Origin of the sequence: Trinickia symbiotica (assembly GCF_003028655.1) — a bacterium.
Classification (GTDB): domain Bacteria; phylum Pseudomonadota; class Gammaproteobacteria; order Burkholderiales; family Burkholderiaceae; genus Trinickia; species Trinickia symbiotica_A.
This window is the reverse complement of record NZ_PYUC01000004.1, coordinates 221,800-246,738: the sequence shown is the minus strand read 5'-3', so window position 1 is coordinate 246,738 and position 24,939 is coordinate 221,800. Positions and strand designations below refer to the sequence as shown.

Sequence of the window (24,939 nt, the reverse complement as noted above, 5' to 3'; positions counted from 1 at the left end):
CCGATGAGCGGTTGGCTCGCGCCGACGTACGTCGGCTGGATTGCACATGGTTATGCAGTCACACTCGCGCTCGCCGCATCGGTCATCGTCGCGGCGACGTTCCTCGGGTTCGTGCTCGCACTCGTTCGCAGCACGGACTCGGCACTGGCGAGGCGAACCGCATCGACCTATGTCACGCTCGTGCGCAATTCGCCGCTCATCGTGCAACTGCTGTTCTGGTACTACGGCGCGGCAATGCTGTTGCCGAGCGGCCTGACGAGCTGGCTCAATGTCCCTCACCGCTTCGCTGTCGGACCGCTTTCCATCGCGTGGCCGTCGTTCGAGGTCGTGGCCGGCTTCATCGGGCTCACGCTTTATACGACGACGTTCGTCGGCGAAGAATTGCGCGCGGGACTCGCCGGTGTTCCGAAGGCGCAGCGCGAAGCCGCCGCAGCGCTGGGGCTCGCGCGCGTCGCAGCCTTTCGACATGTCGTACTGCCGCAAGCGATTCGCATCGCCGTGCCCGCGCTCGTCGGCCAATACATGAACGTGGTCAAGAATTCGTCTCTGACGATGGCGATCGGCGTGGCAGAGCTGTCATATGCCTCGCGGGAAGTCGATAGCGCCACCTTCAAGACGTTCCAAGCGTACGGCTCGGCCACCATTCTTTATATCGTGACCATCGCCGTGATCGAGGCCGTATTTATCGCCTATCGACGCGGCTCGCTCGTAGCGGACCGCAGAGGAATCGCTCGATGATCGATGCACTCTGGTCCAACTTGCCCTATCTGCTCTTCGGTGCGTTTCCGCACGGCCCTCTAGGGGGTGCGGCGCTGACGCTCTCGCTGGCCGTCTCGTCGGCATTGCTATCGGCGGCGATTGGCGTTGCCGCCGGCATTGGGCTTGCCATGACTCGTGGCGCCGCTCACATCGTGCTGCTCGCGATCGTCGGATTCTTCCGCGCGATTCCCGTGCTGATGCTGATCTTCTGGACCTTCTTTCTGCTGCCGATCGTGCTGCAGGTCGAGGTACCCGCGCTCGGCACGGTGCTCGTGTCGCTTGCGCTGATTGGAGGGGCTTATCTCGCGCATGCGGTCGAGGCCGGCATTGCAGCCGTGGGCAGCGGGCAATGGAACGCCGGTCTCGCGCTCGGCCTGGATCGATGGCAAACGCTGCGCGTCGTCGTCATGCCGCAGGCGGTCCGAATCATGATGCCTTCGTTCGTCAATCAGTGGGTGTCGCTCGTCAAGGACACGTCGCTCGCCTATATCGTCGGTGTGCCGGAACTGTCGTTCCTCGCCAATCAGGTAAATAGTCGGTTGATGGTCTACCCGGCTCACGTCTTTGCGTTCGTTGCTCTCATCTACATCGCGCTTTGCACGTTGCTCGACTGGATCGCGACGCGTCTGACGAGGGCCGTGCGCTCGCCCCAAAGGGGGCCTGTACTCGACAAAGAACTGGACAAGAGCGGCATGCCCAGTCTTAGATAGCCAAGGCCTCCTCCGTTTTGGCGTTTACGGGCCATTCGAGCGCGTCCAGAAAATGCCGCACGCCCGCGCTTTGCGCGCGTGCCCGCCACATCACGTGAACATCGACCGTCAGCGGCAGCCAGTCGAGCTTCTTGAAGACGACGCCGGGCGGATTCATTCGCTGCATGCTCGCTTGCATCGCCGCGAAGCCGAGCCCGGCGCTGACGAGACCGAGCGTATTGGCCACCTGCGCGACTTCGAACTGAATATCGGGCGCGAAACCCGCCCCCTTGCATGCCGCGAGAAACCGCTCGCGCGCGGCCGGATTGTTCTCTTTCGGCATCGCGATCCATGGCGCGCCATCGAGATCGCGCGCCGTCACGGCCTTTTTCCTCGCGAGCGGATGATCGTCCGCCATAGCAAGCACGAACGGCTCGCTCGTCAGCAGCCGGCTTGCGAGAAGTTCGCTTCGATGCGACGGGTTATAGACGAACGCCACGTCGATGACCGAGCGCTCGAGCGCTTCAGTCTGCTCGCCCGAACGCATCGCGGCAAGCTTCAATCGCGCGCGCGGATAGGCCGTCCGAAACCTTCGCAACGCGGCCGGCAAGCGCCCATTGTGAACGACACCTTCACAATAGCCGATCGATACCGAGCACATGTCCCCGCGCCCGACCTCGCGTGCGCGCTCTTCGACTCGGCTCGCCTGCGCCAGCAGGTCGCGCGCCTCGACGAGAAACTCACGACCCGCCGGAGTCAGACGCACGCGTTGTTTGACGCGCTCGAACAACTGCAGACCGAGTTGTGCTTCGAGCAGGCGAATCTGCCGGCTCAACGGAGACTGCGAGATATGCAGCCGCTCGGCGGCATGCCCGACGTGCTCCGTTTCAGCCACGGCAATGAAATAGCGAAGTTGCTGCAGCTCCATGTTCAGACCTGTTTTAGCAGATATACACCAAATTAAGTCTTGGACAGCATTATACCGAGCCACTAATCTCACGTCTTCCGGAGCACTCGTGTCGCGGCCCCAGTACCTGCTGCACCAGCGTGCCGCGCGATTGCAGTCAACTCATTCTCAGGTCGTCCGCGAGACGGACGAAACGAACATGCAAAGTGACCACGTCATCGACAGACCGCGATTTGCCATCCCGCACGGCATCTTGCTCACCACGCTCGTTCTGCTGAGCGCGAGCGGCTTATTCGCGTCCGACATCAACCTGCCCGGCATGGCGCTCGCCGCTCGCGCGTTCGATGCGCCGATGTCGGCGTTGCAGCATACGTTCAGCGTCTACGTGATCGGGCTCGCCATCGCGCAGGCCATTTATGGCCCACTCTCCGACGCGTACGGACGTCGCCGTCTCGTCATCGGCGGTATGGCGCTCTATACGGTGGCCTCGATTGCCTGCGCGCTCGCGCCGAACGTCACGGCGTTCGGACTCGCGCGTATCGTCCAGGCCCTGGGCGCCGGCGCGGGCATGGTGATCGGGCGCGCGATCATCAGCGACCTCTTCGATACGAAAACCGCGGCGCGCATCTTCACGACGATCATGCCGATCGTCGGCGCCTCTCCGGCGCTAGCGCCGCTCGTGGGCGGATATCTCACGACCTCCATCTCGTGGCGCGCTCCGTTTTACTTCACGGCGCTCATCGGTGTAGCGGCAGTGCTGCTCCTCGCTTTTTACATTCCCGAGACAGCGCCGGCAACGAAGCGGCGCGGCAGCGTGCTTGCGACATTCGCGACTTACCCGATGCTGCTCGAGCAACCGCGGTTTTGGGCGTACGCCGTGAACCTCTGTGTCGGCTACGCTGCGTATCTTGCGTATCTGGCGGCGTCGCCGGTGATCCTGGAAAGCATGGGTCTATCGACCAAGTCGATCAGCTATTGCTACATCAGCCTCTCGGTCACGTATATCGCGGGCAACCTCGTCTCCCGCCATTTCGCGCGGCATCATCCGCTGAACCGGCTGCTTGTCGTCGGCTTCGGTCTGCTCGCGCTCGGCGCCGCCTGCGTGGCAGGGCTCGCGATTCACGGCGTGGCCACGCCGCTGCCGATGATTCTCGCCATATCGGTCATTACGCTCGCCAACGGCTTTCTGATCCCGCTCTCGTTCGCGGGGGGCGTCACGAGCTTTCCGGCTAGCGCGGGCGCGGCATCGGGATTGATGGGAGCGATGCATCTGACAGCCGGGTCGCTCGCGATCTCGGCAATCGCGTCGCTTCCCGGCACCGTTGCGTCATTGAGCGCGTTCGAGGTTTCCGTTGCGGTGCTCGGGTGCGTGGCGTTCCCCGCGTTCCTCAGGCTCGCGAACAAGCCGCGAGTGCTAGAGCGGGTTGCCTGCCCGACGCAGTGATAGGAAGAAAGCGCCCCAAGGAAAGCGAACCGTAATCGCGCTTTGCTAGCATGCACGCTCTTCTGTACTTTTGAATTCCTGGAAGAGCGCCATGAAGCAAACCATCCTCGCAATCGCTGCACTGACCGTCGTTTTCGGCACCGTCTCACAGGCATTCGCCTACGACCATCATCATCGTGTTTGCCATCGGGAGCGCGTTCACCACCATTGGGTGAAGCGCTGCCGTTGAGCTCCGCGAACGGCTGAAGCGATGCAGCAGCCGCTCGACATTCGCCGGCGGCGGGCGATCTTCGTCGCGTTTCGCCCGCCATGAGGCATTCACGCCGCGGCCGATGAAAGGCGCAGAACCTCGTCGAGCCACGCTTCGTCGCAATTCGGTCCTTCGCCGCCGCGGTCGACGACGATGAAATCGCTGACCCGCTCGAGTGCAAGGAGCGGGTGATGCCAAACGCCTTTCGCGTAGTTGACACCCTGCCAACCGCGCGTGACGAAGGCGCGCAACTTGGCGGGATCGAGCGGCCCCGCCGGCGCAACGACGACGAGAAACGGCGTATCGGCGAGCGGGATGAAAGCTTGCGAGCCGAGCGGATGCCGCTCCATCATCCGGATCTCGACAGGCGATGTCCGCGGCTCGCCGCGAAGCAGGCTGACGAGCGGGCGCCCTCCCTCATCCCCGACATCGATGCGCGCAAGGTCGTGAAACCGCTCGGTCGTCCCAAGATTGATCGGGAAATGACGAGCCCCTTTCAGTTCGATCACGTCGCCGAACGGTTCGAATGCTTGCCGCGTGAGCGGCTCGACGGGCAGCGTTTTCATCGTTGAGGAGTCCCAAACAACCGCAGGCGCGAGACGCCACCGTCGGGAACGATGTTGAAGCGGACATGGGTGACGGCGCCAAGCGCCGCCAATTCGGCCACGAACGTGTGAACGTGATCCATCTGCAGCTTCTGCTCGGGCAGCAACACCGGCCAGAACATCGACTGCGTGATCAACGATTCGTCAGTACCGCCCGCCACATACGCCGCCTGCAGCGAGCAGCGGTCCGGATAGTTGCCCTTGAAGTGCGCCGTGTCCACCTCGATCCTGCCGATCTCGCCCGCGTGAGCGAGCGCGACGATGCACCAGTCGTTGCCCGGCTCGCGGCGGCGCCGCGTTTCCCAGCCGTCGCCCATATTGACGCCGCGCCCCGGCATCAGCAGATTCGATGCCAGCCCGAAATGCTGATTGTTTGCCGCGACCACGTAGGCGCCATGCTCCATCGCGGCAAGGTCCACGACCGTATCGCGCCCGGACTTGTTCCAGTCGACCTGCGGCGCGCCATACACGCGTAGCCGCGCGAGACCGCCGTCCGGATACAGATTCACGCGCACGTGCGTGAAGATCCGTGCATCGTCGATGGCGTGGTAATGGTGCGAATTGCCCTGCAAGGCGACCGAAGAAAGCACGTCGACCCACTGCGTTTCTGAGCTCGGCGTACCGCTTTCGACAAAGGCGGCCTCGACCGATGCAGCGGGTGGGAAGTTGCCGGTGAAATGACTCGTATCGAGATCGAAGCCCTTGATGACGCAGGGCCGTGCAAGCTCGACGATGCACCAGTCGAAGCCGCACGTGCGCTTACGGCGCGTCTCCCAACCGTCCATCCACTTGCCGTGATCGTCGTATTTGCCGGGAATGAAGACGGCCGGCTCCGGGTTCAGCATGCGCTCCTTGGGCGCGAAAAACTCGTCGCTGGCTTCGAGCGCTTTCGCACCGAAACGAGGGTCGGCCAGGTTGACATAGCGACGGGTGAAGTCGGGGGCCGTGGGGTCGAGGGTCGGAATTGCCATGATGTCGGGATAGTTCGGAGTACTGGATAACGGAACGAATGAACGAAGCGCTTGCCGCGGCCGCGATCAGCCTGCACGCGCCGCGGCGATCGGCGCTTCGGCGCCGAGCGGAGCCACGGTGTCGGGCACGAACTGAAGATCGGCGTCACCGTCGAGCACGCGCTTCGCACGGGCACGATCGATGTCGTTCTCCCAGGACGCGACGACGATCGTCGCGACGCAATTGCCGATCAGGTTCGTCAGTGCGCGAGCGATGCCGACGAACCAATCGGCGGGAAGAATCAACACGAGGCCCAGCACCGGAATTGCGGGAATCGTCGAGAGCGTGGCCGCGAGAATCACGATGGCCGATCCGGGAATGCCATGTGCCCCCTTCGACGTCACGAGCGAGACGAGCACGACAACGATGAGGTCGTGCATCGACAGCGGCGTATTCGTCGCCTGGGCGATGAAGATGACGGCAAGCGTCAGATAGATCGAGAAGCCGTCGAGGTTGAACGAGTAGCCCGTCGGAATCACGAGCCCGACCGTCGAATCCTTGACGCCGAGCCACTCGAGCTTGCGCATGACCTGCGGCAAGACGGCATCCGACGATGCGGTCCCCAGGACAATCGAGAGCTCGTCCTTAAAATAGCGGATCAGCTTGAAGATGTTGAAGCCCGCGATGCGCATGACGATCCCGAGCACGACGCAGACGAATACGACGCAGCTCGCGTAGAAGACGATGACGAGCATGCCGAGTTGCTTCAACGAAGTGACCCCGTACTTGCCGGTCGTGAACGCGATGGCACCGAGCACGCCGAGCGGAGCGAGCTTGATGACGAAGCCCATGATGCGAAAGAACGTCTGCGCGAGCTCATCGATGAAGCCGCTGACGCGGGCCGCCTTGTCGCCGAGCAGCGAAAGCGCCGCACCGAACAGGACGGAAAAGACGAGCACCTGCAGGATATCCCCGCGTGCGAACGCGTCGCCGACGGTATCGGGGATGATCTTCAGCAAGAAGCCGCCGACGTCCTTCAGACTCTTGACGTGCTCGGTATAGGTCGAGAGCGAAGCCGCGTCGAGGTTGCGCAAGTCGGCGTTCATGCCGGCGCCCGGCTGCACGAACCAGGCCAGCAGCGCGCCGATGACGAGCGCGATCGTCGTCATGGCCTCGAAGTAGGCAATCGCCTTGACGCCCACGCGGCCCACCTTCTTCAGATCGCCCGTGCTCGCCATACCGCTCACCACGACGCAAAAAACGATCGGTCCGACCACCATCTTGATCAGCTTCAGGAAGCCGTCGCCCAACGGACGCAGCGATTCGCCGAAATGCGGGAACAACGCGCCGAGCACGACACCGGCGACGAGGGCGACGATGACGCGCCCAAACAAGGAATTGAGAAATCTGAACACGGCAGGCCTCCTGGCGGCGACGAATTCACGAGGCTGGCCGGACTGGTCTAACTGGTCAGACCTCACTCGTTAAGGCGAATATTAGAAACCCAATATGGCAGCGTCAAGAAAAGCCGCGAGGGGGTTAACCCGCGCCTATCGGCGCTACGATTTCACCGGAAAAATCGATCGCGCGGCCGTGCCGATGGCGCTCTGGCACCCCATTTCGGCGAGACGGTACTAAACTACCGGTCTGACCGCAGAGGACCGCATGAGCAGCATCGCCCAAACCGTCACCGAAGCCGCCGCCGCCACGATTCAAGAGCGCATTCATCAGGGCGTCTATCCCGTCGGCAGTCTGTTGCCGGCGCAGCGGCAGCTTTCCGATGAACTCCAGATCAGCCGCGCGTCGTTGCGCGAGGCCCTGTCGACGCTCGAGGCGCTCGGGCTCGTGACGATTCGCGCCGGCAAAGGCGTCTATGTCGCTCGCGCTCGCCCGGCTCATCCGCAACGGTGGCGCTTCGCCGATCAGGTTTCGCTGCCCGATACCTACCAAATGCGTTATGCGCTGGAGGGATTCGTCGCGCGCCTCGCGGTGGTGGCGATCGGCGAAGACGATCTCGCGCCATTGGAGGAGAACCTCGACGCGCTGCGCGTCGCGCTCACGGACGGCGAATTCGAGGCCGCTGCGCGACTGGACTTCGACTTCCATATGCGGATCGTCGCACTCGCCGGGAACTCGGCGATCGAAACGATCCTGCGCAACAGCGCCGACATCATGCAGGAAAGCCAGCGCCTGCCGTTCTATCAACGCGAGCTCGTTCTATCGACTCATCGTGAGCATGCGGCGATCGTCGAGGCATTGCGAAGCCGCGATCCGGACCGCGCCGGGCGCGCAATCGAAACGCATATCGTCGCGGCGGCACAGCGCGCGGGCGTGTACTTCCCGGTGCCGGCCACCCCTCGGCCCTAAAGGCCCCAGAGGCCCCAGAGGCGCCCTCGAGCCCTCGAGCCCCCCGAGGCTCCATAGCCCATCCAGATAACGAACTTGTAATGTCGACGTAACGGCGGGGTCAGCGCCCCGCCGGCAAACTGCGGGTCAATCGCGCATCGCGGGCGGGCTTCGCCCCGATGCGCACTCCGGAATCCCTCGGAAAGGACCCCGCAATGTGGATCGTCAGACTCGCGCTGAAGCGGCCCTACACGTTCATCGTGCTGGCCCTGCTGCTGTTCATCCTCGGGCCGCTCGCGATCATGCGCACGCCCACCGACATTTTTCCGAACATCGACATCCCGGTGGTCAGCATCGTCTGGACCTACAACGGCTTCTCCGCGCAGGACATGGCGCAGAGAATCACGACGCCGTACGAGCGATCGCTCACGACCGACGTCGACGATATCGAGCACATCGAATCTCAATCGCTCGCCGGCGTCTCGGTGATCAAGGTCTTCTTCCACCCGGGCGCCGACATCAATCGTGCCGTCGCACAGGCCGCATCGAACTCGGCATCGATCTTGAAGAATCTGCCGCCGGGCACGCTGCCGCCCAACATCATCGTCTACAGCGCATCGACCGTACCCATCCTTCAGCTCGGCCTCTCGAGCAAGACGCTCTCGGAGCAGCAACTCTACGACCTCGGCAACAGCTTCATCCGTACGCAGCTCGCGACCGTGCAAGGCGCCGCCGTGCCGCTGCCTTACGGCGGCAAGGTGCGCCAGGTCATGGTCGAGCTCGATCCTCGCGCGCTGCAGGCGAAGGGCCTCGCTCCGATCGACGTCGTCAATGCCATCAACGCGCAGAACCTGACTCTGCCGAGCGGTACCGCGAAGATCGGCTCTCGCGAATACAACGTCGAAATGAACGGCAGCACGCAAACGATCGCCGCCCTCAACGATCTGCCGATCAAGGTCGTGAACGGCTCCGTCGTCTACGTGCGGGATGTGGCGCACGTCATCGACGGTTATGCGCCGCAGACGAACATCGTGCGCGCCGACGGCAAGCGCGGCGCGCTGCTCACCATCGAAAAGACGGGCAGCACCTCCACGCTCGCGATCATTCAACAGGTCGAGGCACTGCTGCCGAAAATCGCGGCGGGCCTGCCGTCGTCGTTGAAGATTGCGCCGCTCGCCGACCAGTCCGTCTTCGTCAAGTCCGCGATCATGGGCGTGGTACGCGAAGGCCTGATCGCGGCGTGCCTCACGGCCGCGATGATTTTGCTGTTCCTCGGCAGCTGGCGCGCCACGCTCATCATCGCCGTCTCAATTCCGCTCGCCGTCCTGACCTCGATCATTGCGCTCTCCGCGCTCGGGCAGACGATCAACATCATGACGCTCGGCGGCCTGGCACTCGCCGTCGGCGTCCTCGTCGACGATGCAACGGTCGCGATCGAGAACATCTCGCACCATCTCGAGAACGGCGAGCCGCTGGAGCAAGCCATCCTGGTCGGCGCCGGGGAGATCGCCACGCCGACGTTCGTCTCGACGATGTCCATCTGCATCGTCTTCGTCCCGATGTTTCTCCTTTCCGGCGTGGCGCGCTATCTGTTCGTGCCGCTCGCCGAAGCAGTCGTCTTCGCGCTTTGCGCCTCTTACTTCTTCTCACGCACGCTGATTCCGACGCTCGCCATGTACCTGCTGCGCGCGAAGACGGCTCGCAGCGGCACGCCGACCGGCCGCTTCGCCGCGATCGCCCGCTTTCAGGAACGGTTCGAGCATCGCTTTGCCGCGCTGCGCGAGCGGTATCACGATGCGCTCTCCCGCGCGATCGCGGCGCGGCGCACGTTCATCCCTGTCTTTCTGCTGATCTGCCTCGGGTCGCTTGCACTCGTGCCATTCCTCGGCCGCGACTTCTTCCCCTCAGTCGATAGCGGTGAAATACGGCTGCATCTGCGCGCACCGACCGGCACGCGCATCGAAGAGACGGCGCGCATCACGGGCGAGGTGGAGCAAAAGATCCGGGCCGTGATTCCGGCGGGCGAACTGGGCTCAATGCTCGACAACATGGGTCTGCCGGTCAGCGGGATCAATCTGACCTACGACTCGTCGCAGCCCATCGGCACCGAGGACGCCGACGTCCTCATCGCGCTGAAGCCCGGTCACGAGCCCACGGCACGATACGTCGCCCGACTGCGCAATGTGCTGAGCGCTTCGTTTCCAGGCGTGTCGTTTGCCTTCTTGCCGGCCGATATCGTCAGCCAGATCCTCAATTTCGGCCTGCCCGCTCCGATCGACGTACAAATCGTCGGCAACAAGCTCGCGCAGAACCGAGTCGTCGCCGATCGTCTGCTGACGCAGCTGCGCGGCGTACGAGGTCTCGTCGATGCGCGTATCCAGCAGCCCGGCGACGAGCCGACGATCCGCTTCGACATCGACCGGACGAAGGCGATTCTGGCCGGGCTTTCGCAGCATGACATCGCGCAGAACCTGTTGATTGCGCTGTCGGGCAGTTCACAGACTACGCCGAACTTCTGGCTCGATCCCGCAAATGGCGTGAGCTATCCGTTGACGGTCGAAGCGCCGCAGTACGACATTCACTCGCTGCAGACGCTCGCCAACATTCCGCTCACGACACCACCGCCTTCGGCAAGCCCGCAGAGCCAGATCGGCACACTCGGAACGATGTCCCGCTCGACGCAGCAGGCTGTCATCTCGCATTACAACGTGCAGCCCGTGATCGACATTTACGCTTCGGCGCAAAACCGCGATCTGGGCGCGGTCGCTTCAGACGTCCAGCACCTCGTCGATGCGGCGCGCGCGCAGCTCCCGCCCGGTTCGTCGATCGTACTGCGCGGCCAAGTGCAATCGATGAACCAATCGTTCGTCGGCCTCGGCACAGGCCTCGCCTTTGCCATCGTGCTCGTCTACCTGCTGATGGTCGTGAACTTCCAGTCATGGATCGACCCGTTCGTGATCGTCAGCGGCCTCCTGGGCTCGCTGGCCGGCATTGCCTGGATGCTGTTCGCCACGCATACGACGCTGTCCGTGCCCGCTCTCACCGGCACGATCCTCTGCATGGGCATCGCCACCGCGAACAGTATTCTCGTCGTCAACGCGGGGCGCGACCTGCTCGCAAGCGGTCGCGCGCCGCTCGCCGCCGCGCTCGAAGCCGGCTTTGTCCGCTTCAGGCCGGTGATGATGACCGCCCTCGCGATGCTGATCGGGATGTTGCCGATGGCGCTCGGCCTCGGCGATGGCGGCGAGCAAAACGCGCCGCTCGGTCGCGCCGTGATCGGCGGCCTCATGTTCGGCACCGTCTCCACGCTCACGTTCGTGCCAGTCTTATTTGGGACCGTGCATGCCTGGCTCGCGAATCGTAGAGCGCGCCGCACCACCGGCTTGCCGCAACCCGCCGCCGCCGATTGAACTTCGTCTGCAGGAGCCCATGTCATGAATACACCGAACGATTGCCAGACGGATCGCGACATCGTCTCGGCTCCGCCAACCGCACGCGCAGCCGACGCAACCCAATGCGATGACCTCGGACCCGCCCGCCCTGCCTCGGCCAGGGTCCGGCGCCACCCGATGCTGCCCATCGCGCTAGGCTGTCTGGCCGCAGCGTTGCTCACAGCCGGCGCCGTGCCGCGCTTGCGCGCAAGCACCGAATTAACGCGGCAAGTGCAGGCCCAGAGCGCGCTGACCGTCTCCCTCGTCGAACCGAAGCCCGCGCCCGCGTCGCAGGAGCTGCTGTTGCCCGGTGCGGTGACGCCCTATATCGACGCCTCCATCTACGCGCGCACGAGCGGCTATATCGCGCACTGGTATACGGACATCGGCACGAAGGTGAAAGCGGGCCAGACGCTCGCCGTCATCGAGACGCCCGAGCTCGACGCGCAGCTGAGTCAGGCGCGTGCCGACGAAGCGACGGCTCTTGCGAACTACAACTATGCGAAAAGCACGGCTGACCGATGGCAGCAGATGCTACAGACGCAATCGGTGTCGCAGCAGGACGCGGATACGAAGACAGCCGACATGCAGGCCAAAAAGGCGATGCTCGAGGCAGCGCGTGCGAACGTCGCGCGTCTTGCCGAGCTCGTCTCCTACGAGAGGGTGGGGGCGCCGTTCGACGGCACCATTACCGCCCGCAACATCGACATCGGCTCGCTCGTCACGGCCGGCGGCACGCCCGGCGTCAACGCGCCCGCGAACGGCACCGCACTCTTTCAGATGGCTCAGACCGCGACGCTGCGCGTATTCGTCGACGTTCCGCAAGACGATGCGGCGCGGGTCGATGCGCGCACGCCCGTCTATTTGACGTCGCCGCAATATCCAGGGAGACGTTTTCCGGCGACGGTTGCGCGCACAACGAACGCGATCGATCCATCGAGCCGGACGCTGCGCGTGGAAGTCGACGTCGACAACGCGGACGGCGCCCTCCTGCCGGGCGCCTACGCTCAAGCGCACCTCGGGCTCGTCGAGCCGCATCCGGCGCTGGAGCTGCCCGTCAGTGCATTGCTGTTCCGGCCGAAAGGCGTAACGGTTGCCGTCGTCGGCCGCGACGGCAAGGCTCATCTGAAGACGGTCACCATCGGCCGCGATTTCGGCACCTACGTCGAAGTCGCCACGGGCCTCGCGCCGACAGATCGCGTGATCGACAACCCAGGCGACGCCATTGGCGAAGGCGAAGCCGTTCGGGTCGCGGCTACACCCGCCGCTCACGCGTGAACGGCGACAGACGGAGACCGACCATGAGCCATGCCCACCTTCATCACTTCAGTCCACCGTCGCTGCGCCAGACGATCGCCGCCTGCGTTGCCTGCGCATGCACCGCATGCTCGACGCTGCCGCCCTATCGCCAGCCGGACGTCGAGATTCCGGCGCACTACGCCAATGCGGCGGCGCCGGCCGCCGGCTGGAGCGTGGCAACACCGGCTGACGCGCTCTCGCGCGGCCCTTGGTGGACGCGCTTCGGCGATTCGCGGCTCAACAGCCTCGAAGCGCGCATCGATATCTCCAACCAGACGGTCAAGAAGGCGGTCTCGCAGCTGGAGCAAGCGCGTGCGCTGCTCAAATACGAGCGTGCGGGCTTCTCCCCGATCGTCACGGCCGGCAGCGGCGTCGAGCGCGCACGCCTTTACTCGAAGAACGTGATCGGCCATTCGACGGCCGGCAAGACGTTGCCCGATTATGCGGCGGGCGCCACGGCAAGCTGGGAGCCCGACCTCTTTGGGCGCGTCAAGGACGCCGTCGTCGGCGCGCGCGATACCGCGCAGGCGAGCCAGGCGGACCTCGAGGCCGTCCGACTTTCGATGACGACCGATCTTGCAATCGACTATTTCGACCTGCGCGCGCTCGACATTCAGAAGACGCTGCTCGACGACACTGTCACGGCCTATACGGCCTCGCTCGACATCGTGCAGCAACAGTGGAAAGACGGCGCGGTCGATGCTTCGGCCGTCGCCGCGGCCAGGACGCAACTCGAAAGCACGCGCGCGCAGGATACCGACATCGATGTTCAGCGCTCGCGACTCGAGCATGCGATCGCCACGCTGATCGGCGTCCCGGCCTCGTCGTTTTCGCTGCCGCCGAGCGTCGCGCCGATCGAAGTGCCCGATATCCCGACGGGCGTGCCTTCGCAACTGCTCGAGCGACGGCCCGACATCGCGGCCGCCGAGCGGCGGGTGGCCGCGGCCAACGCGCAAATCGGCGAAGCACATGCCGCCTACTATCCGGACCTGCTTCTCTCGGCCGGTGCCGGACTCGAGAGCACCTATTACGCCCCCTGGCTCACTGCGGGAAGCCTTTTCTGGTCGTTGGGCGCGCAACTGGCCGGCACGATTTTCGATGGAGGCCGACGCGATGCCGCGCTCAAGACCGCCACCGCGCAATATGAAGGCACCGTCGCAGACTATCGGCAAACGGTTCTCGTCGCGTTCCAACAGGTCGAGGACAATTTGTCGGCACTGCGAACATTGGCAAGCGAAGCGCAGACACAGCGCATCGCCACGCAGTCGGCGCAACTGTCGCTGAAGCTGACCATGAATCGCTATCGGGCGGGGGCCGTGAGCTACCTCGACGTCGTCACGGCGCAGACCATCGCATTGACGAACGAGCGTACCGAAGACCAGATCCAGGCCCGCCGTGTCGACGCGGCGGCCCTGCTCGTGAAAGCGCTCGGCGGCGGGTGGGACAGCGCGGCCCTCGCCGGCGCCGATACGGGCGCCCATACCGGCGCCAGCGCGGACAAATCCGCCAAGCCGACACCCCTCCAAGGAAATGTTCCAGACGAAGCGGACACTGGAACAAGCAAGCCCGGGGCTTGAGGTCGGCCAAAATGCATGCGCTTGCGCTCTCTTCTATACTTGTGCGCAAGCGTTTCGCCGTGCCGTCCGAAGCCCTGACGTTCACTCAGACACAACAGGAAAAGGAGTCGTCATGAACACTCGCGCAACCTCAGCAAACGCGCAACATCCTTTCAGCAAGCAGGCAATCGATGAGATCTCGGAGCAGCTCAATCCGCTGCTGGCCGATGTCTTCGCGGTCTATCTGAAGACGAAGAACTTCCATTGGCATATGCGCGGCCCGCACTTCCGCGACTACCATCTGCTGCTCGACGAGCAAGGCGAACAGCTCTTCGCCATCACCGACGACATCGCCGAGCGCGTGCGCAAGATCGGCGGATCGACGCTGCGCTCGATCGGCGACATCGCGCGCAGGCAGCGCATCTCGGACAACGATGCCGACTCCGTCGCGCCACTCACGATGCTTGCCGAGCTGCGCGACGACAATCTTCGCCTTGCCGCATTCATGCTGGAAGCGCACGAGGTCTGCGACAAGCACGACGACGTCGCGACGGCGAGCCTGCTCGAAAACTGGATCGACGAAGCGCAGCGGCGCGCCTGGTTCCTCGCCGAAACGATCAGCGGGTAACCGTTCCCTCGGGAAAGGTCAGGATAAAGCGCGTGCCGGCTGCATCGCTCTCGGCGCGCGCAGTGCCGCCATGCAATTCCATGATGGTGCGCACGATCGCGAGGCCGAGGCCGGCCGAGCCGACCGAACCCGGATCGCTCTTGCGCGCCGGATCCGCTCGGTAGAACCGATCGAAGATGCGCTCGAGCAACGCGGGATCGATGGGGGCGCCTTCGTTGGCCACCACGATCCGCGTACCGTCCCCCGCTCGCGCGGCCTCGAGGGCGATTTCCTTTCCCGGCGGCGTATATCGGAGCGCATTGGCGAGCAGATTGTTGATGGCCCGCCTCATCAACTCGACGTCGGCTCGCAGCTTGACTGAAGGATCGCCCTTCACGCTCAGCCGAATGCCCCCATCGTCGGCCACGCCTTCGAAATACTGCGCAATACGCGTGAGCTCTTCCACCGCATCGAGCTCGCGCAATTGCGTGACGAATTGCGGGTGCTCGGCGCGCGCGAGAAACAGCACGCTTTCGATCATCCGCGATAGCCGTTCGCACTCCTCGAGATTCGAGGCGAGCACCGCCTGATATTCCTCGACCGAACGTTCGCGCGCGAGCGCCACCTCGGCCGATCCGCGCAGATTGCCGAGCGGTGTGCGCATATCGTGCGCGAGATCGGCCGTGTATTGCGAAAGGCGTTCGAAGCCGCGATGGAGGCGATCGAGCATTGCGTTGAGCGACTGCGTGAGCGCGCTCAGCTCGGTCGGCACGTTTTCGACGTCGATGCGCGTGTCGAGTTTCTCGACCGTGATCGTTGCCGCGCTCGCCGCGATGTCGCGCACGGGGCGCAACGCCTCGCGCGAGAGCATCCATCCGAGCCCGAGCGCAACCAGCATGCCGCCAAGGCCGAACGCATAGAGACGCTCGCGATAGTGATCGAGCAGTTGCCATCGATCGGTCATATCGCGCGAAACGATAGCCGTGACGGTACTGCCGTCGCGCAGCCGAAGTTGGGACGCGATACCGTGCATCGGCCTGCCGCCAGGCGTATGCCACTCGACGATCGATTGCTCGGTAATCCGCGCATCGTCCGGCACATCGGGCATCGACGCCGGCAGCGGCGACGCCGTGCCGAGCGTCTCGGCGTTATGCTCGACGAGCACTTCGCCGGCGGAATCGACGACATGCAGCGACAGCGCCCGATGGCCGAGCACCTGACTCGTGAGCCGCTCGGCATGCTCGCGCACCGACGCGGTCGAGTCGAGCTCGTCCGCGAGGCGCCGCACGTGGCGCGAGATCAGCACGATGTCGAGGTCGTCCTCTTTCTTGATCTGCCGATCGAGCGCGTAGTAAAGGATGCTGCCGACGGCCCCGAAGACGACGAGCGTGATGCCGCCGAAGGCCAATGCGAGCTTAGCGGCGAGCGACCGGCTCGCCATTCACTGCTCCTCTCTCGGTTCGATCACATACCCGACTCCGCGCACGGTCTGGATTAGCTTGATGGGGAAATCCTCGTCGATTTTCACGCGCAGCCGGCGAATCGCGACCTCGACGACATTCGTATCGCTGTCGAAGTTCATATCCCAGACGTACGAGGCGATCTGCGTGCGGCTCAGCACCTCACCCTGATGCTGGACGAGCAACTGAAGCAGCGCGAATTCGCGCGGCGTCAAATCGATGCGGGTCGTCCCCCGGCGCACACGCCGCCGGTTGACGTCGATCTCCAGGTCGGCCACCTTCAAGAGCTCGTTTTCGCGCGGCGGCCCGCGCCGCGCGAGTGTCCGTACGCGCGCGAGCAGTTCGACGAACGCGAACGGCTTGACGAGATAGTCGTCGGCACCGAGCTCGAGGCCGCGCACGCGGTCGTGAACGTCGTCTCTTGCCGTCAGAAACAGGACAGGCGTGGTCAGACGTTGCTCGCGCAGTGTTTTGAGCACGGACCACCCGTCCATCGTCGGCAGCATGACGTCGAGCACGATCACGTCGTAGCGCTCCTCCTGCGCGAGCAGGAGCCCCTCGGCACCGTCCGTCGCGACGTCGACGGAATAACCCGACTCCTGCAGCCCCTTTTTCAGGTAGGTCCCTGTCTTCGGCTCGTCTTCGATGACCAATATCCGCATATTCGTGCTCGCGACGCCGGCTACTCGTTCGTCCGCTGAGGACTCGTTCCGGGAGCCACGATTCTATGCTGAACGCGGCTTCGAGGTCGCCGCGGCGTACTCGTCAGCAGTCCGAAAGGATTCGCGGCCAACACTCGAAGCGAGCGCGGGCGCCGCACGACGCGGTCGGAAAAGCTAGAAACCGTTGACCGGAATCTTCAAATAGCGAATGCCGTTCGATTCCGGCGGCGGCATTTCGCCCGCGCGGATATTCACCTGCACCGACGGAAAAATCAGCGTTGGCATCGAGAGCGTCCGGTCTCGGCGCGTGCGCATTTCGACGAAGTCGCTCTCCGATACGCCCTCGCGCAAATGAATGTTCGCGCGCCGCTCGTCGGCGACCGTCGTCTGACAGCAGGCCTCGCGCGTAGGCGGTGGATAGTCGTGGCACATGAAAAGCCGCGTTTCGGCCGGCAGCGACAGCAGTCTCGTCACTGAACGATAGAGCGAATGGGCGTCGCCACCTGGGAAATCGCAGCGTGCCGAACCGACGTCGGGCATGAAAAGCGTATCGCCGACGAAGACGGCATCGCCGACCCGGTACGCCAGATCGGCCGGCGTGTGGCCGGGCACGTGCAGCGCTTGCGCCGTCAACGCGCCGATCGAGAACGTTTCGTCTGACGTGAACAGATGATCGAATTGCGTCCCGTCGGACGGCACATCGGCGCCGAGATTGAAGACATGCTTGAACGTATGCTGCACGGCGCGAATCTGCTCGCCGATCGCAATCTTTCCGCCAAGTTCGCGCTTCAGGTATTGGGCCGCCGATAGGTGATCGGCATGCGCATGCGTTTCGAGCAGCCATTGCACGCTGAGCGCGTGCTCGCGCACGAATGCCACGACGCGGTCGGCGGAAGCCGTCGATGTGCGCCCCGAGCACGGGCTGTAATCAAGCACGGAATCGATGATCGCGCAGGGCGACCCGTCTCCCGCATGCACGACGTACGTGAACGTCGACGTGACCGGATCGAAAAAAGATTCCACCAGCGGCTGCATGGCACGCTCCGTCGGGATCGAGAGACGGTGACAATATACCCCGACGCGTGAGGTGTTTGACCTGTCGCACTGGGGAGTTTCCCTCGGCCGGCGAGTGCCGCCGCCGCGGCCTCAACGCGGAGCTTTCCTCGCGAAAGCGGCTACGGCGAAGCCCGTGGCGATGGCGGCGTAGACGCAGGCCATCGAGCGTGGCGACAAGTGCGCCTCGAAGCCTGGCGTCAGCCGTTTCGGCACGACGTGATAATCGACGAGATAAGCGGTCGCGGCCGTCGCGGCGGCCGCGCCGGCCGTCCAGGCGGGACGCCTGCGCGGCATGCGCGGGACGAGCTTTTCGAAAAGCATGCTCCAGAACACCGCCGCGGCTTGATGAATGGCCAAGCCCGTCACGGTATGGCGCGCACTGAACGCCGTGGCACGCGGCGCGTCTTCGGGCCATAGACAATGCGTCACGGCATTGATCGGGGCACAAGCCGTCGCGCCATCCTTGCGTGCTCGCCAAGCCGCGACGGCGGCCGCAAGCGCACCTGCCGCCGAGCCCGAGGCCAGCGAGCGGCGCCAGAACCGTCCGCCGCGCGCGGCGTCGGACAAACCCGACGTCGCAATGAAGCCAAGACGAGTCTCGTTGCTTTGCTGCGGATCGGCCATCGCATCCTCCTTCACGCTCCCTGTCAGCAGCAGCACCGCACGTGCCTCATCGTTTCCTTCACCGCCGCGTGCTCGCCGCTTCGCGCCTTGCGCGCTAGCTGGTACGGCGCATGCTGACTGCTTCCCAGATACGCGATACGGCGAGTGAACGCTCCACCCCGCAATATGCGCGTGCCGCGACAGGAAAAGCCGTTAAGACGGCGTCACGAAACGCTCGGAGGAAAGACGATGGCCGAAGCAAACGAATGCACGCTGACGTTCGATGGCAAGACGCTGACCGGCAAGGCAGGCCAGCCGCTGGTGGATTTTCTCGCGGAACACGGAATCGCCCTGCCGCACGTCTGCTATCACCGTTCGCTCGGCGCCTTGCAGACCTGCGACGTCTGCTGGGTCGAGATGGACGGCCAACTCGAGCGCGGCTGCGCGGTGAAATCGGCTGACGGACTCGTTATCTCGAGCGCGAGCGAACCAGCCATGGCCGCCCAGCGCGAGGGCATGGACAGGCTGCTTGCCAAGCACGAACTCTATTGCACCGTCTGCGAAAACAACACGGGCGACTGCACGTTGCACAACACGATGGCGCAGATGAACATGCCGATCCAGCGCTATCCGTTCGAGCGCAAGCCCTACGAAAAGGACGAATCGAGCCAGTTCTATACCTACGACCCCGATCAATGCATTCTCTGCGGCCGATGCGTCGAAGCCTGTCAGAACGTCGAAGTCAACGAAACGCTCAGCATCGACTTCTCGTCGGAGCATCCGCGCGTGCTCTGGGACGGCGGCAAGCCCATCGACGAATCGAGCTGCGTGAGCTGCGGACATTGCGTAACCGTCTGCCCCTGCAACGCGCTGATGGAGAAGACGATGCAGCCGGACGCGGGCCCCTTCACATCGATGCCGCAGTCGCTGAAGCGGCCGCTGATCGAGGTCGTGAAGACGCTCGAAAACACCGTCGGCGCACCGCCCATCACCGCGCTCTCGAAGATGGACATGCACTGGCGGCAGCCCGAGATCAAGCGGACGAAAACCGTCTGCACCTACTGCGGCGTCGGTTGCTCGTTCGAGATGTGGACGCGCGACCGGCATCTGCTGAAGGTGCAGCCTGTCGTCGAAGCACCCGTCAACGGCATCTCGACCTGCATCAAAGGCAAGTTCGCCTGGGATTTCATCAATGACAAGGAGCGGCTCACGACGCCGCTCATCCGCGATCGCGAGCACAACCGCTTTCGCGAGGCAAGCTGGGACGAGGCGCTCAGCCTCGTCGCGCGCCGCCTGCTCGAGATTCGCGACGCGCACGGACCCGACAGCATCGGCTTCATCGGCTCGAGCAAGGCGAGCAACGAGGAGGCGTACCTCACGCAAAAAATCGCGCGGCTCATCATCGGCACGAACAGCGTCGACAACTCGTCGCGCTATTGCCAGAACCCGGCGACGATGGGACTCTTTCGCACGGTCGGCTACGGCGGCGACGCCGGCACGATCGCGGACATCGAATCAGCCGATCTCGTCGTCATCGTCGGCAGCAACACGGCCGAAAACCATCCCGTCATCGCCTCGAAGATCAAGGCCGCGCACAAGCTGCGCGGACAGAAACTCCTCGTCGTCGACCCGCGGCGCCACGAAATGGCCGAGCGCGCCGATATTTATCTGCGGCCGAAGGCAAGCACCGATCTGATCTGGGCGTCGGCGCTCTCGCGCTACATGTTCGAGCATGGCTATGCCGACCTCGACTTTCTCGCCAAGCGCGTCAATAAAGTCGAGGAATACCGGCGCTCGCTCGAGCCGTTCACGCTCGAGTTCGCGGAGCGCATGACGAACATCCCTCGCGACCAGCTCACGGCGGCCGGCGAAATGATCGGTCAGGCGAAGAGCGTCTGCCTTTTATGGGCGATGGGCATCACGCAACACAGCCATGGCGCGGACACGAGCACTGCCCTCTCGAACCTGCTCATCGTGACGGGCAACTACGGCCGTCCCGGCACGGGCGGCTACCCGATGCGCGGACACAACAACGTACAGGGAGCAAGCGACTTCGGCTGCCTGAAGAACGTCTTCCCGGGGTACGAGAAGGTGACCGACGAGAGAGTGCGGGAGAAATGGGCCAAGGCATGGGGCATCGAGGCAAGCCGCCTCTCGGGCAAGATCGGTCAGGACAACTTCATGATGGTCGAAGAAGCCGCGCAAAAGCGACTGAAGGCGATGTACGTCATCGGCGAGGAAACGGCGTTTTCCGATGCCGATTCCGAAAACGTCCACAAGGCCTTCCGAGAAATCGACTTCCTCGTCGTGCAGGACATCTTCATGAGCCGGACGGCCGAGTTCGCCGATGTCGTGCTGCCCGGGTGTCCCAGCGTCGAGAAAGAGGGCACGTTCGTCAATACCGAGCGGCGTATCCAGCGCTTCTACGAAGTCATGCCGCCGCTCGGAAACTGCCGCCCCGACTGGCGCATCCTCACCGATCTCGCCGCACGCATGGGCCATCCGTGGGGATATACGCACCCGTCGCAGATCATGGATGAAGTCGCCGGCATCGCTCCGATGTTCGCCGGCGTCAACTACGAGCGGCTCGAAGGATGGAAGTCGCTCGTCTGGCCGGTGAAGCCCGACGGCACCGATACGCCGCTGCTCTATACCGATCGCTTCCATACCGACGACGGCAAGGCCGTGCTCTACGCACTCGAATGGAAAGCACCCGACGAGGACGCCGACGACGAATACGATCTGATGGTCGATAACGGACGCATGCTCGAGCAGTTTCAATCGACGAATCAGACCGGCCGCGGGCCGCGCATCTGGCACGAGGCGCCGAACTGGTTCGTGGAGGTGAGCCCCGAGCTCGCCGCCGAGCGCGGCATCGAAAGCGGGGCCTGGGTGCGCATCAGTTCGCGGCGCGGCTCGGCCGAGCTGACGGCGCTCGTCACCGACCGCGTGCGCGGCAAGACGCTCTTCGTGCCGATCCACCAAGGCAAGCCCGGCCTCAACGAGATGACGGGCGAGCACCATGACCCGGACGTCAACACACCGGCCTACAAGGAGATCGCCGCCAAGCTCGAGGTGCTGCCGCGCGCGAAGGATGGTCCGCCGCTGCCGCCGAGCAATTACCGCAACCATGAGCGCACGCCGATCGATGGCGTCGACGCGGCCGAGAAGTGGGCGCGTCAGGACTACACGCGCCCGCCCGCGCAGGCGCCCCATCCGGAGAGAATGTAATGGCCGAACGGATTCACTACCAAGCGAGCGTGCCCGAGATCGGACCCGATGCGCACGAAGAGCTCGAACGTCTGCTCCAAAACCTGCACCGGCACGGCGTTCTACGCTTCGTGAACGACCTCGTCGGCGCGAAAACGCCGGTCGCTCAGGTGCTCGTGAGCGGGCTCGAAAAAGAAGGCACGCTGAACGCGATCCAGAATCTGGCGATCGTGCTCATGGCGCTATCGCGCATCTCGCCACAGCAATTCTACAAAGCAGCGTTCGCGATGACGGACGCGTTTCACGCGGCGAGCACCTGGCAGCCGCAAGAGGACGGGAATACGGCGCCGGGCGTGAGCGGCGCTTATCGCATGCTGCACGACGACGCGCTCTGGCAAGCGCTGACGCCGCTCATCGAAGGACTGAAAGCATTCTCGGCCGGCCTCGAACGCGATATCGATAAACCGATATCGGCGTTCACAGGCAAGCCGAGCAGCGCTTGATGTCATGCGCGTCAGGGATGGTGCTACTGCTCTACTGCTTCATCGTCGAACCGTCGCCGCCTTCGTCGTCTCCCGGCTTGACCGACCTTCTTCTTCTGCTCGATTTCGCATCGGCGTCCTCCGCGTCGGCAATGAGCGGCAAATTGGCGTCGGGATCGGCAACGACGAGGCTCGTCGAATCCGACGCCGGCATACGCGATACCGCATCGCCCAGCAACGACGTCGTCCAACGAGCATATTCACTGAACCCGCACAGGCTCGATCCGACGCTGCCGGCAACGGTCTCGATCGCGATATCGCTGGCATGGCGCCAATAGGCGAGCGATTTCTTCATTGCGGCCTCGATCTGCGCGGGCGGCAGCAGAAGGAGCCAATCCAGCGATCGCGAGTTGACAGCTTCCTCGGCAATCTCGCGTTGCTCGCTCAAGGCACTCTGCGCCGTCTCGAGGTTCAAATGGGCGAGCCGCTGGAAGCCGTCCAGCGTGCGCTGGGCAATACCGGCGATCGATCCTGCCGTGGCCTGTTCGACTGAACCAACATATTCGACTGCAGGTGAATTCATCGTCGTGCTCCCTCGAAAGTGATTGGACAGTGATTGCCCGTCAGGCCTTCTTGGCCTGCGGATTGCCGATCTGCTCGGCAAATTGCGTCAGCTTCTGGTCCGTCGCCTTTTCTTCCTCGAGCGTTTCATGCAACAGCTTCACGGCATCCTCGCGGCCGAGCTGCTTGCCGAGCGCACAGAGCGTGCCGTACGCCGCGATCTCGTAGTGCTCGACCTTCTGTGCCGCGCCGATGAGGCCGGCATCGAGCACCGGACCCTTCTCGATCTCGTCGACGAGGTCCTGCCCCTCCTCGATGAGTCCTTCCATCGCCACGCACTTGACACGCTTGAGTCGGACGCCGCAAATATCGACGACTTTGTCGATCCGCTCAATTTGGCCCTCCGTCTCGTGCAAGTGTGTCTCGAACGCCTTCGACAGCTCGGCGTTCGCCGCCGCTCGCGATAGTTTAGCGAGCGCACGTGTCAATTGTTTTTCGGCGCTGTAGATATCCGAGAGATCGTGAATGAACAGATCCTCGAGTGTCTTGCGTGCAGCCATGATGGATTCCCTCCAGTTGGATTCAGCTGATGCCGCGGTTCAATGAACGCTGGCGAGCGCGAGGCTCGCGCGTTAAGCTGCAACGCGCGTGCCTCGAACGCCACTGGGAAGAATCGATGCGCTACCAGAGCGCGGTGATGGACGCGATGCCTTGCGCCCCGAGCGCGCGTGCCTTGGCGCAATGCTCGCGCGTCATGCCGCCGAGCGCGTACACGGGCACGCGGGCTCGCCCGACGCATTCGCCGAAACGCTCCCACCCGAGCGTCGATGCGTCGGGGTGGCTCGCCGTCGGCAGCACGGGCGAAAGCGTCACGAAATCGACGCCGACGCGCGCCGCCTGCGCCAACTGCTCTTCGGTATGGCATGCGGCCGAAAGCAATTTCGCGTCGGACAGCGGACGCGTCGAGCATTTCATCAGTTGTTCGCTCGTGAGATGGAAGCCGTCGGCGCCGGGGATCCCACCGCCATGACCGGTCGGATCGAAGCCCGACGCAGGGTTCAGCGCCGCGACGATGGCGGCATGCCCTCGCGGCGCGTTGACGATGAGCCGGGCGCCGCGCCGGTGCGATAGGGTCAGCGCCTGAGCCGCGAGTTCGTCGAAACGGGCGGCGTCGAGCCGTTTCGCGCGCAGCTGCACCAGCGCGATCCCGCGCGCCAATGCGCGATCGAGCCGATCGAGGAAGCCCCCGAATCGTCCATCGGCGTCCGGTTCGGGTTCAGGCGTGATGAGCAGTAGTACAGGGAGGTCTGTCACTATCCGCATGCGAGCTCAACGGCTGTCCGGCTTGCGCACCATCGGCGCGGCGGCTTTCTTGCGCCACATCCGCCAAAGCGCCGCCAGGACGATCGGCACGATGGCCGCGCCGATGCCGACGAGCACGATGACGTTCAGATACTGCTTGATGAACGGGATGTTGCCGAAAAAGTAGCCGGCCAGCACGAGCAAGAGAACCCAAAGCGCCGCGCCCGAGATGTTGAAGAACTGGAAGCGGCCGGCGCGCATGGCGGAGACGCCCGCGACGAACGGCGCGAAGGTCCGTACCACGGGAATGAAGCGTGCGAGAACGATCGTCTTGCCGCCGTGCCGCTCGTAGAAGTCGTGCGTCCTTTGCAGCGCGACGCGGTCGAGAAAGCGCTCGAGATAAGGGATATGCGTGTTGAACACTTTCGGCCCAAGCGCTCGCCCGATCGCATAGTTCAAGCTGTTGCCGCTAACCGATGCCGCGAGCAGCAGCACGATCAGGGCGGCGAGATTCATTTCGCCCGTCGCACAAAACGCGCCGCCGATGAAAAGCAGCGAATCGCCTGGCAAAAACGGCAGAATCACGAGTCCCGTTTCGCAAAAGACGATCAGGAACAACACCGCATACACCCATGCGCCATATTGCTGGACGAACTGGCCGAGGAACGTATCGATGTGGAGAATCAATCCGGCGAAATGAAGCAGCGTGTCCAAAGTCATCCCTTCTCGTCAATGGCCCCGGCCGCGACGACGCGCCGG

General features: G+C 63.9%; 23 protein-coding genes. 11 read left to right on the top strand and 12 right to left on the bottom strand.

Going from position 1 to position 24,939, the window contains the following annotated elements:
* Nucleotides 1-3: 3 nt before the first annotated feature.
* Together C9I57_RS09565 and C9I57_RS09560 are read left to right on the top strand one after the other, a co-directional pair.
* Complete coding sequence (locus C9I57_RS09565) at nt 4-738, top strand: amino acid ABC transporter permease (RefSeq protein WP_107150381.1); 735 nt, start codon at nt 4-6, stop codon at nt 736-738.
* On the top strand, nt 735-1,469 hold the full coding sequence (locus tag C9I57_RS09560; protein WP_107150380.1) for an amino acid ABC transporter permease: 735 nt from the start codon (nt 735-737) through the stop codon (nt 1,467-1,469). The genes C9I57_RS09565 and C9I57_RS09560 overlap by 4 nt, the downstream gene beginning before the upstream one ends.
* On the opposite strand, the gene C9I57_RS09555 is transcribed toward C9I57_RS09560, so the two are convergent.
* Nucleotides 1,462-2,376: a LysR substrate-binding domain-containing protein gene (locus tag C9I57_RS09555; protein ID WP_107150379.1), complete on the bottom strand. Its 915-nt coding sequence runs from the start codon at nt 2,374-2,376 to the stop codon at nt 1,462-1,464. The two genes, C9I57_RS09560 and C9I57_RS09555, sit on opposite strands and share 8 nt — an antisense overlap.
* Before the next feature lie 178 nt (nt 2,377-2,554).
* Between C9I57_RS09555 and C9I57_RS09550 the strand changes: the two genes are divergently transcribed.
* Nucleotides 2,555-3,799 carry a multidrug effflux MFS transporter gene (locus C9I57_RS09550; RefSeq protein ID WP_107150378.1) on the top strand — a complete coding sequence of 415 codons (1,245 nt, stop codon included), beginning with the start codon at nt 2,555-2,557 and terminating at the stop codon, nt 3,797-3,799.
* Between the two features lie 91 nt (nt 3,800-3,890).
* Nucleotides 3,891-4,028: a hypothetical protein gene (locus C9I57_RS32705; protein ID WP_181321783.1), complete on the top strand. Its 138-nt coding sequence runs from the start codon at nt 3,891-3,893 to the stop codon at nt 4,026-4,028.
* Between the two features lie 89 nt (nt 4,029-4,117).
* Here the strand turns inward: C9I57_RS32705 and C9I57_RS09545 are convergent, their stop codons facing one another.
* From C9I57_RS09545 to C9I57_RS09535, 3 genes are all read right to left on the bottom strand, one after another.
* Entirely contained in the window at nt 4,118-4,615 is a 498-nt protein-coding gene (locus C9I57_RS09545; RefSeq protein WP_107150377.1) for an ureidoglycolate lyase, read from the bottom strand.
* Nucleotides 4,612-5,625 carry an allantoicase gene (alc, locus tag C9I57_RS09540; RefSeq protein ID WP_107150376.1) on the bottom strand — a complete coding sequence of 338 codons (1,014 nt, stop codon included), beginning with the start codon at nt 5,623-5,625 and terminating at the stop codon, nt 4,612-4,614. Before alc ends, C9I57_RS09545 begins: the two co-directional genes overlap by 4 nt.
* Nucleotides 5,626-5,691: 66 nt before the next feature.
* On the bottom strand, nt 5,692-7,020 hold the full coding sequence (locus C9I57_RS09535) for a C4-dicarboxylate transporter DctA (RefSeq protein ID WP_107150375.1): 1,329 nt from the start codon (nt 7,018-7,020) through the stop codon (nt 5,692-5,694).
* Nucleotides 7,021-7,270: 250 nt separating this feature from the next.
* On the opposite strand from C9I57_RS09535, the gene C9I57_RS09530 reads away from it, so the two are divergent.
* The 5 genes from C9I57_RS09530 (at nt 7,271) to C9I57_RS09510 (ending at nt 14,865) form a co-directional block, all read left to right on the top strand.
* A complete protein-coding gene (locus C9I57_RS09530) occupies nt 7,271-7,972 on the top strand; it encodes a FadR/GntR family transcriptional regulator (protein WP_107150374.1) in 702 nt (233 codons plus the stop codon).
* Between the two features lie 194 nt (nt 7,973-8,166).
* The gene (locus tag C9I57_RS09525; RefSeq protein WP_107150373.1) at nt 8,167-11,361 is read left to right on the top strand and encodes an efflux RND transporter permease subunit; all 3,195 of its coding nucleotides are present in this window, start codon (nt 8,167-8,169) and stop codon (nt 11,359-11,361) included.
* A gap of 24 nt (nt 11,362-11,385) precedes the next feature.
* Nucleotides 11,386-12,660 carry an efflux RND transporter periplasmic adaptor subunit gene (locus C9I57_RS09520; protein WP_107150372.1) on the top strand — a complete coding sequence of 425 codons (1,275 nt, stop codon included), beginning with the start codon at nt 11,386-11,388 and terminating at the stop codon, nt 12,658-12,660.
* A 23-nt stretch (nt 12,661-12,683) separates the two neighbouring features.
* A complete protein-coding gene (locus C9I57_RS09515; RefSeq protein WP_107150371.1) occupies nt 12,684-14,258 on the top strand; it encodes an efflux transporter outer membrane subunit in 1,575 nt (524 codons plus the stop codon).
* A 112-nt stretch (nt 14,259-14,370) separates the two neighbouring features.
* Entirely contained in the window at nt 14,371-14,865 is a 495-nt protein-coding gene (locus C9I57_RS09510; RefSeq protein WP_107150370.1) for a Dps family protein, read from the top strand.
* On the opposite strand, the gene C9I57_RS09505 is transcribed toward C9I57_RS09510, so the two are convergent.
* The 4 genes from C9I57_RS09505 to C9I57_RS09490 form a co-directional block, all read right to left on the bottom strand.
* Nucleotides 14,855-16,285: a heavy metal sensor histidine kinase gene (locus tag C9I57_RS09505; RefSeq protein ID WP_107150369.1), complete on the bottom strand. Its 1,431-nt coding sequence runs from the start codon at nt 16,283-16,285 to the stop codon at nt 14,855-14,857. The genes C9I57_RS09510 and C9I57_RS09505 overlap by 11 nt on opposite strands.
* A complete protein-coding gene (locus C9I57_RS09500) occupies nt 16,286-16,966 on the bottom strand; it encodes a heavy metal response regulator transcription factor (RefSeq protein WP_107150368.1) in 681 nt (226 codons plus the stop codon).
* A 174-nt stretch (nt 16,967-17,140) separates the two neighbouring features.
* On the bottom strand, nt 17,141-18,001 hold the full coding sequence (locus C9I57_RS09495; protein WP_107150367.1) for an MBL fold metallo-hydrolase: 861 nt from the start codon (nt 17,999-18,001) through the stop codon (nt 17,141-17,143).
* A gap of 111 nt (nt 18,002-18,112) precedes the next feature.
* Entirely contained in the window at nt 18,113-18,646 is a 534-nt protein-coding gene (locus C9I57_RS09490) for a hypothetical protein (protein ID WP_258187567.1), read from the bottom strand.
* A 228-nt stretch (nt 18,647-18,874) separates the two neighbouring features.
* On the opposite strand from C9I57_RS09490, the gene fdhF reads away from it, so the two are divergent.
* A complete protein-coding gene (fdhF, locus tag C9I57_RS09485) occupies nt 18,875-21,856 on the top strand; it encodes a formate dehydrogenase subunit alpha (protein ID WP_107150611.1) in 2,982 nt (993 codons plus the stop codon).
* Nucleotides 21,856-22,338, top strand: coding sequence for a DUF1641 domain-containing protein (locus C9I57_RS09480; RefSeq protein WP_107150366.1), 483 nt, complete (start codon nt 21,856-21,858; stop codon nt 22,336-22,338). Before fdhF ends, C9I57_RS09480 begins: the two co-directional genes overlap by 1 nt.
* A 31-nt stretch (nt 22,339-22,369) precedes the next feature.
* Here the strand turns inward: C9I57_RS09480 and C9I57_RS09475 are convergent, their stop codons facing one another.
* From C9I57_RS09475 to C9I57_RS09460, 4 genes are all read right to left on the bottom strand, one after another.
* Nucleotides 22,370-22,900, bottom strand: coding sequence for a phasin family protein (locus C9I57_RS09475; RefSeq protein WP_107150365.1), 531 nt, complete (start codon nt 22,898-22,900; stop codon nt 22,370-22,372).
* 40 nt (nt 22,901-22,940) lie between these two features.
* Entirely contained in the window at nt 22,941-23,438 is a 498-nt protein-coding gene (locus C9I57_RS09470; protein WP_107150364.1) for a YciE/YciF ferroxidase family protein, read from the bottom strand.
* A 121-nt stretch (nt 23,439-23,559) separates the two neighbouring features.
* On the bottom strand, nt 23,560-24,201 hold the full coding sequence (locus C9I57_RS09465; RefSeq protein ID WP_107150363.1) for a thiamine phosphate synthase: 642 nt from the start codon (nt 24,199-24,201) through the stop codon (nt 23,560-23,562).
* A gap of 6 nt (nt 24,202-24,207) precedes the next feature.
* Nucleotides 24,208-24,894 carry a DedA family protein gene (locus C9I57_RS09460; protein WP_107150610.1) on the bottom strand — a complete coding sequence of 229 codons (687 nt, stop codon included), beginning with the start codon at nt 24,892-24,894 and terminating at the stop codon, nt 24,208-24,210.
* Nucleotides 24,895-24,939: the final 45 nt, after the last annotated feature.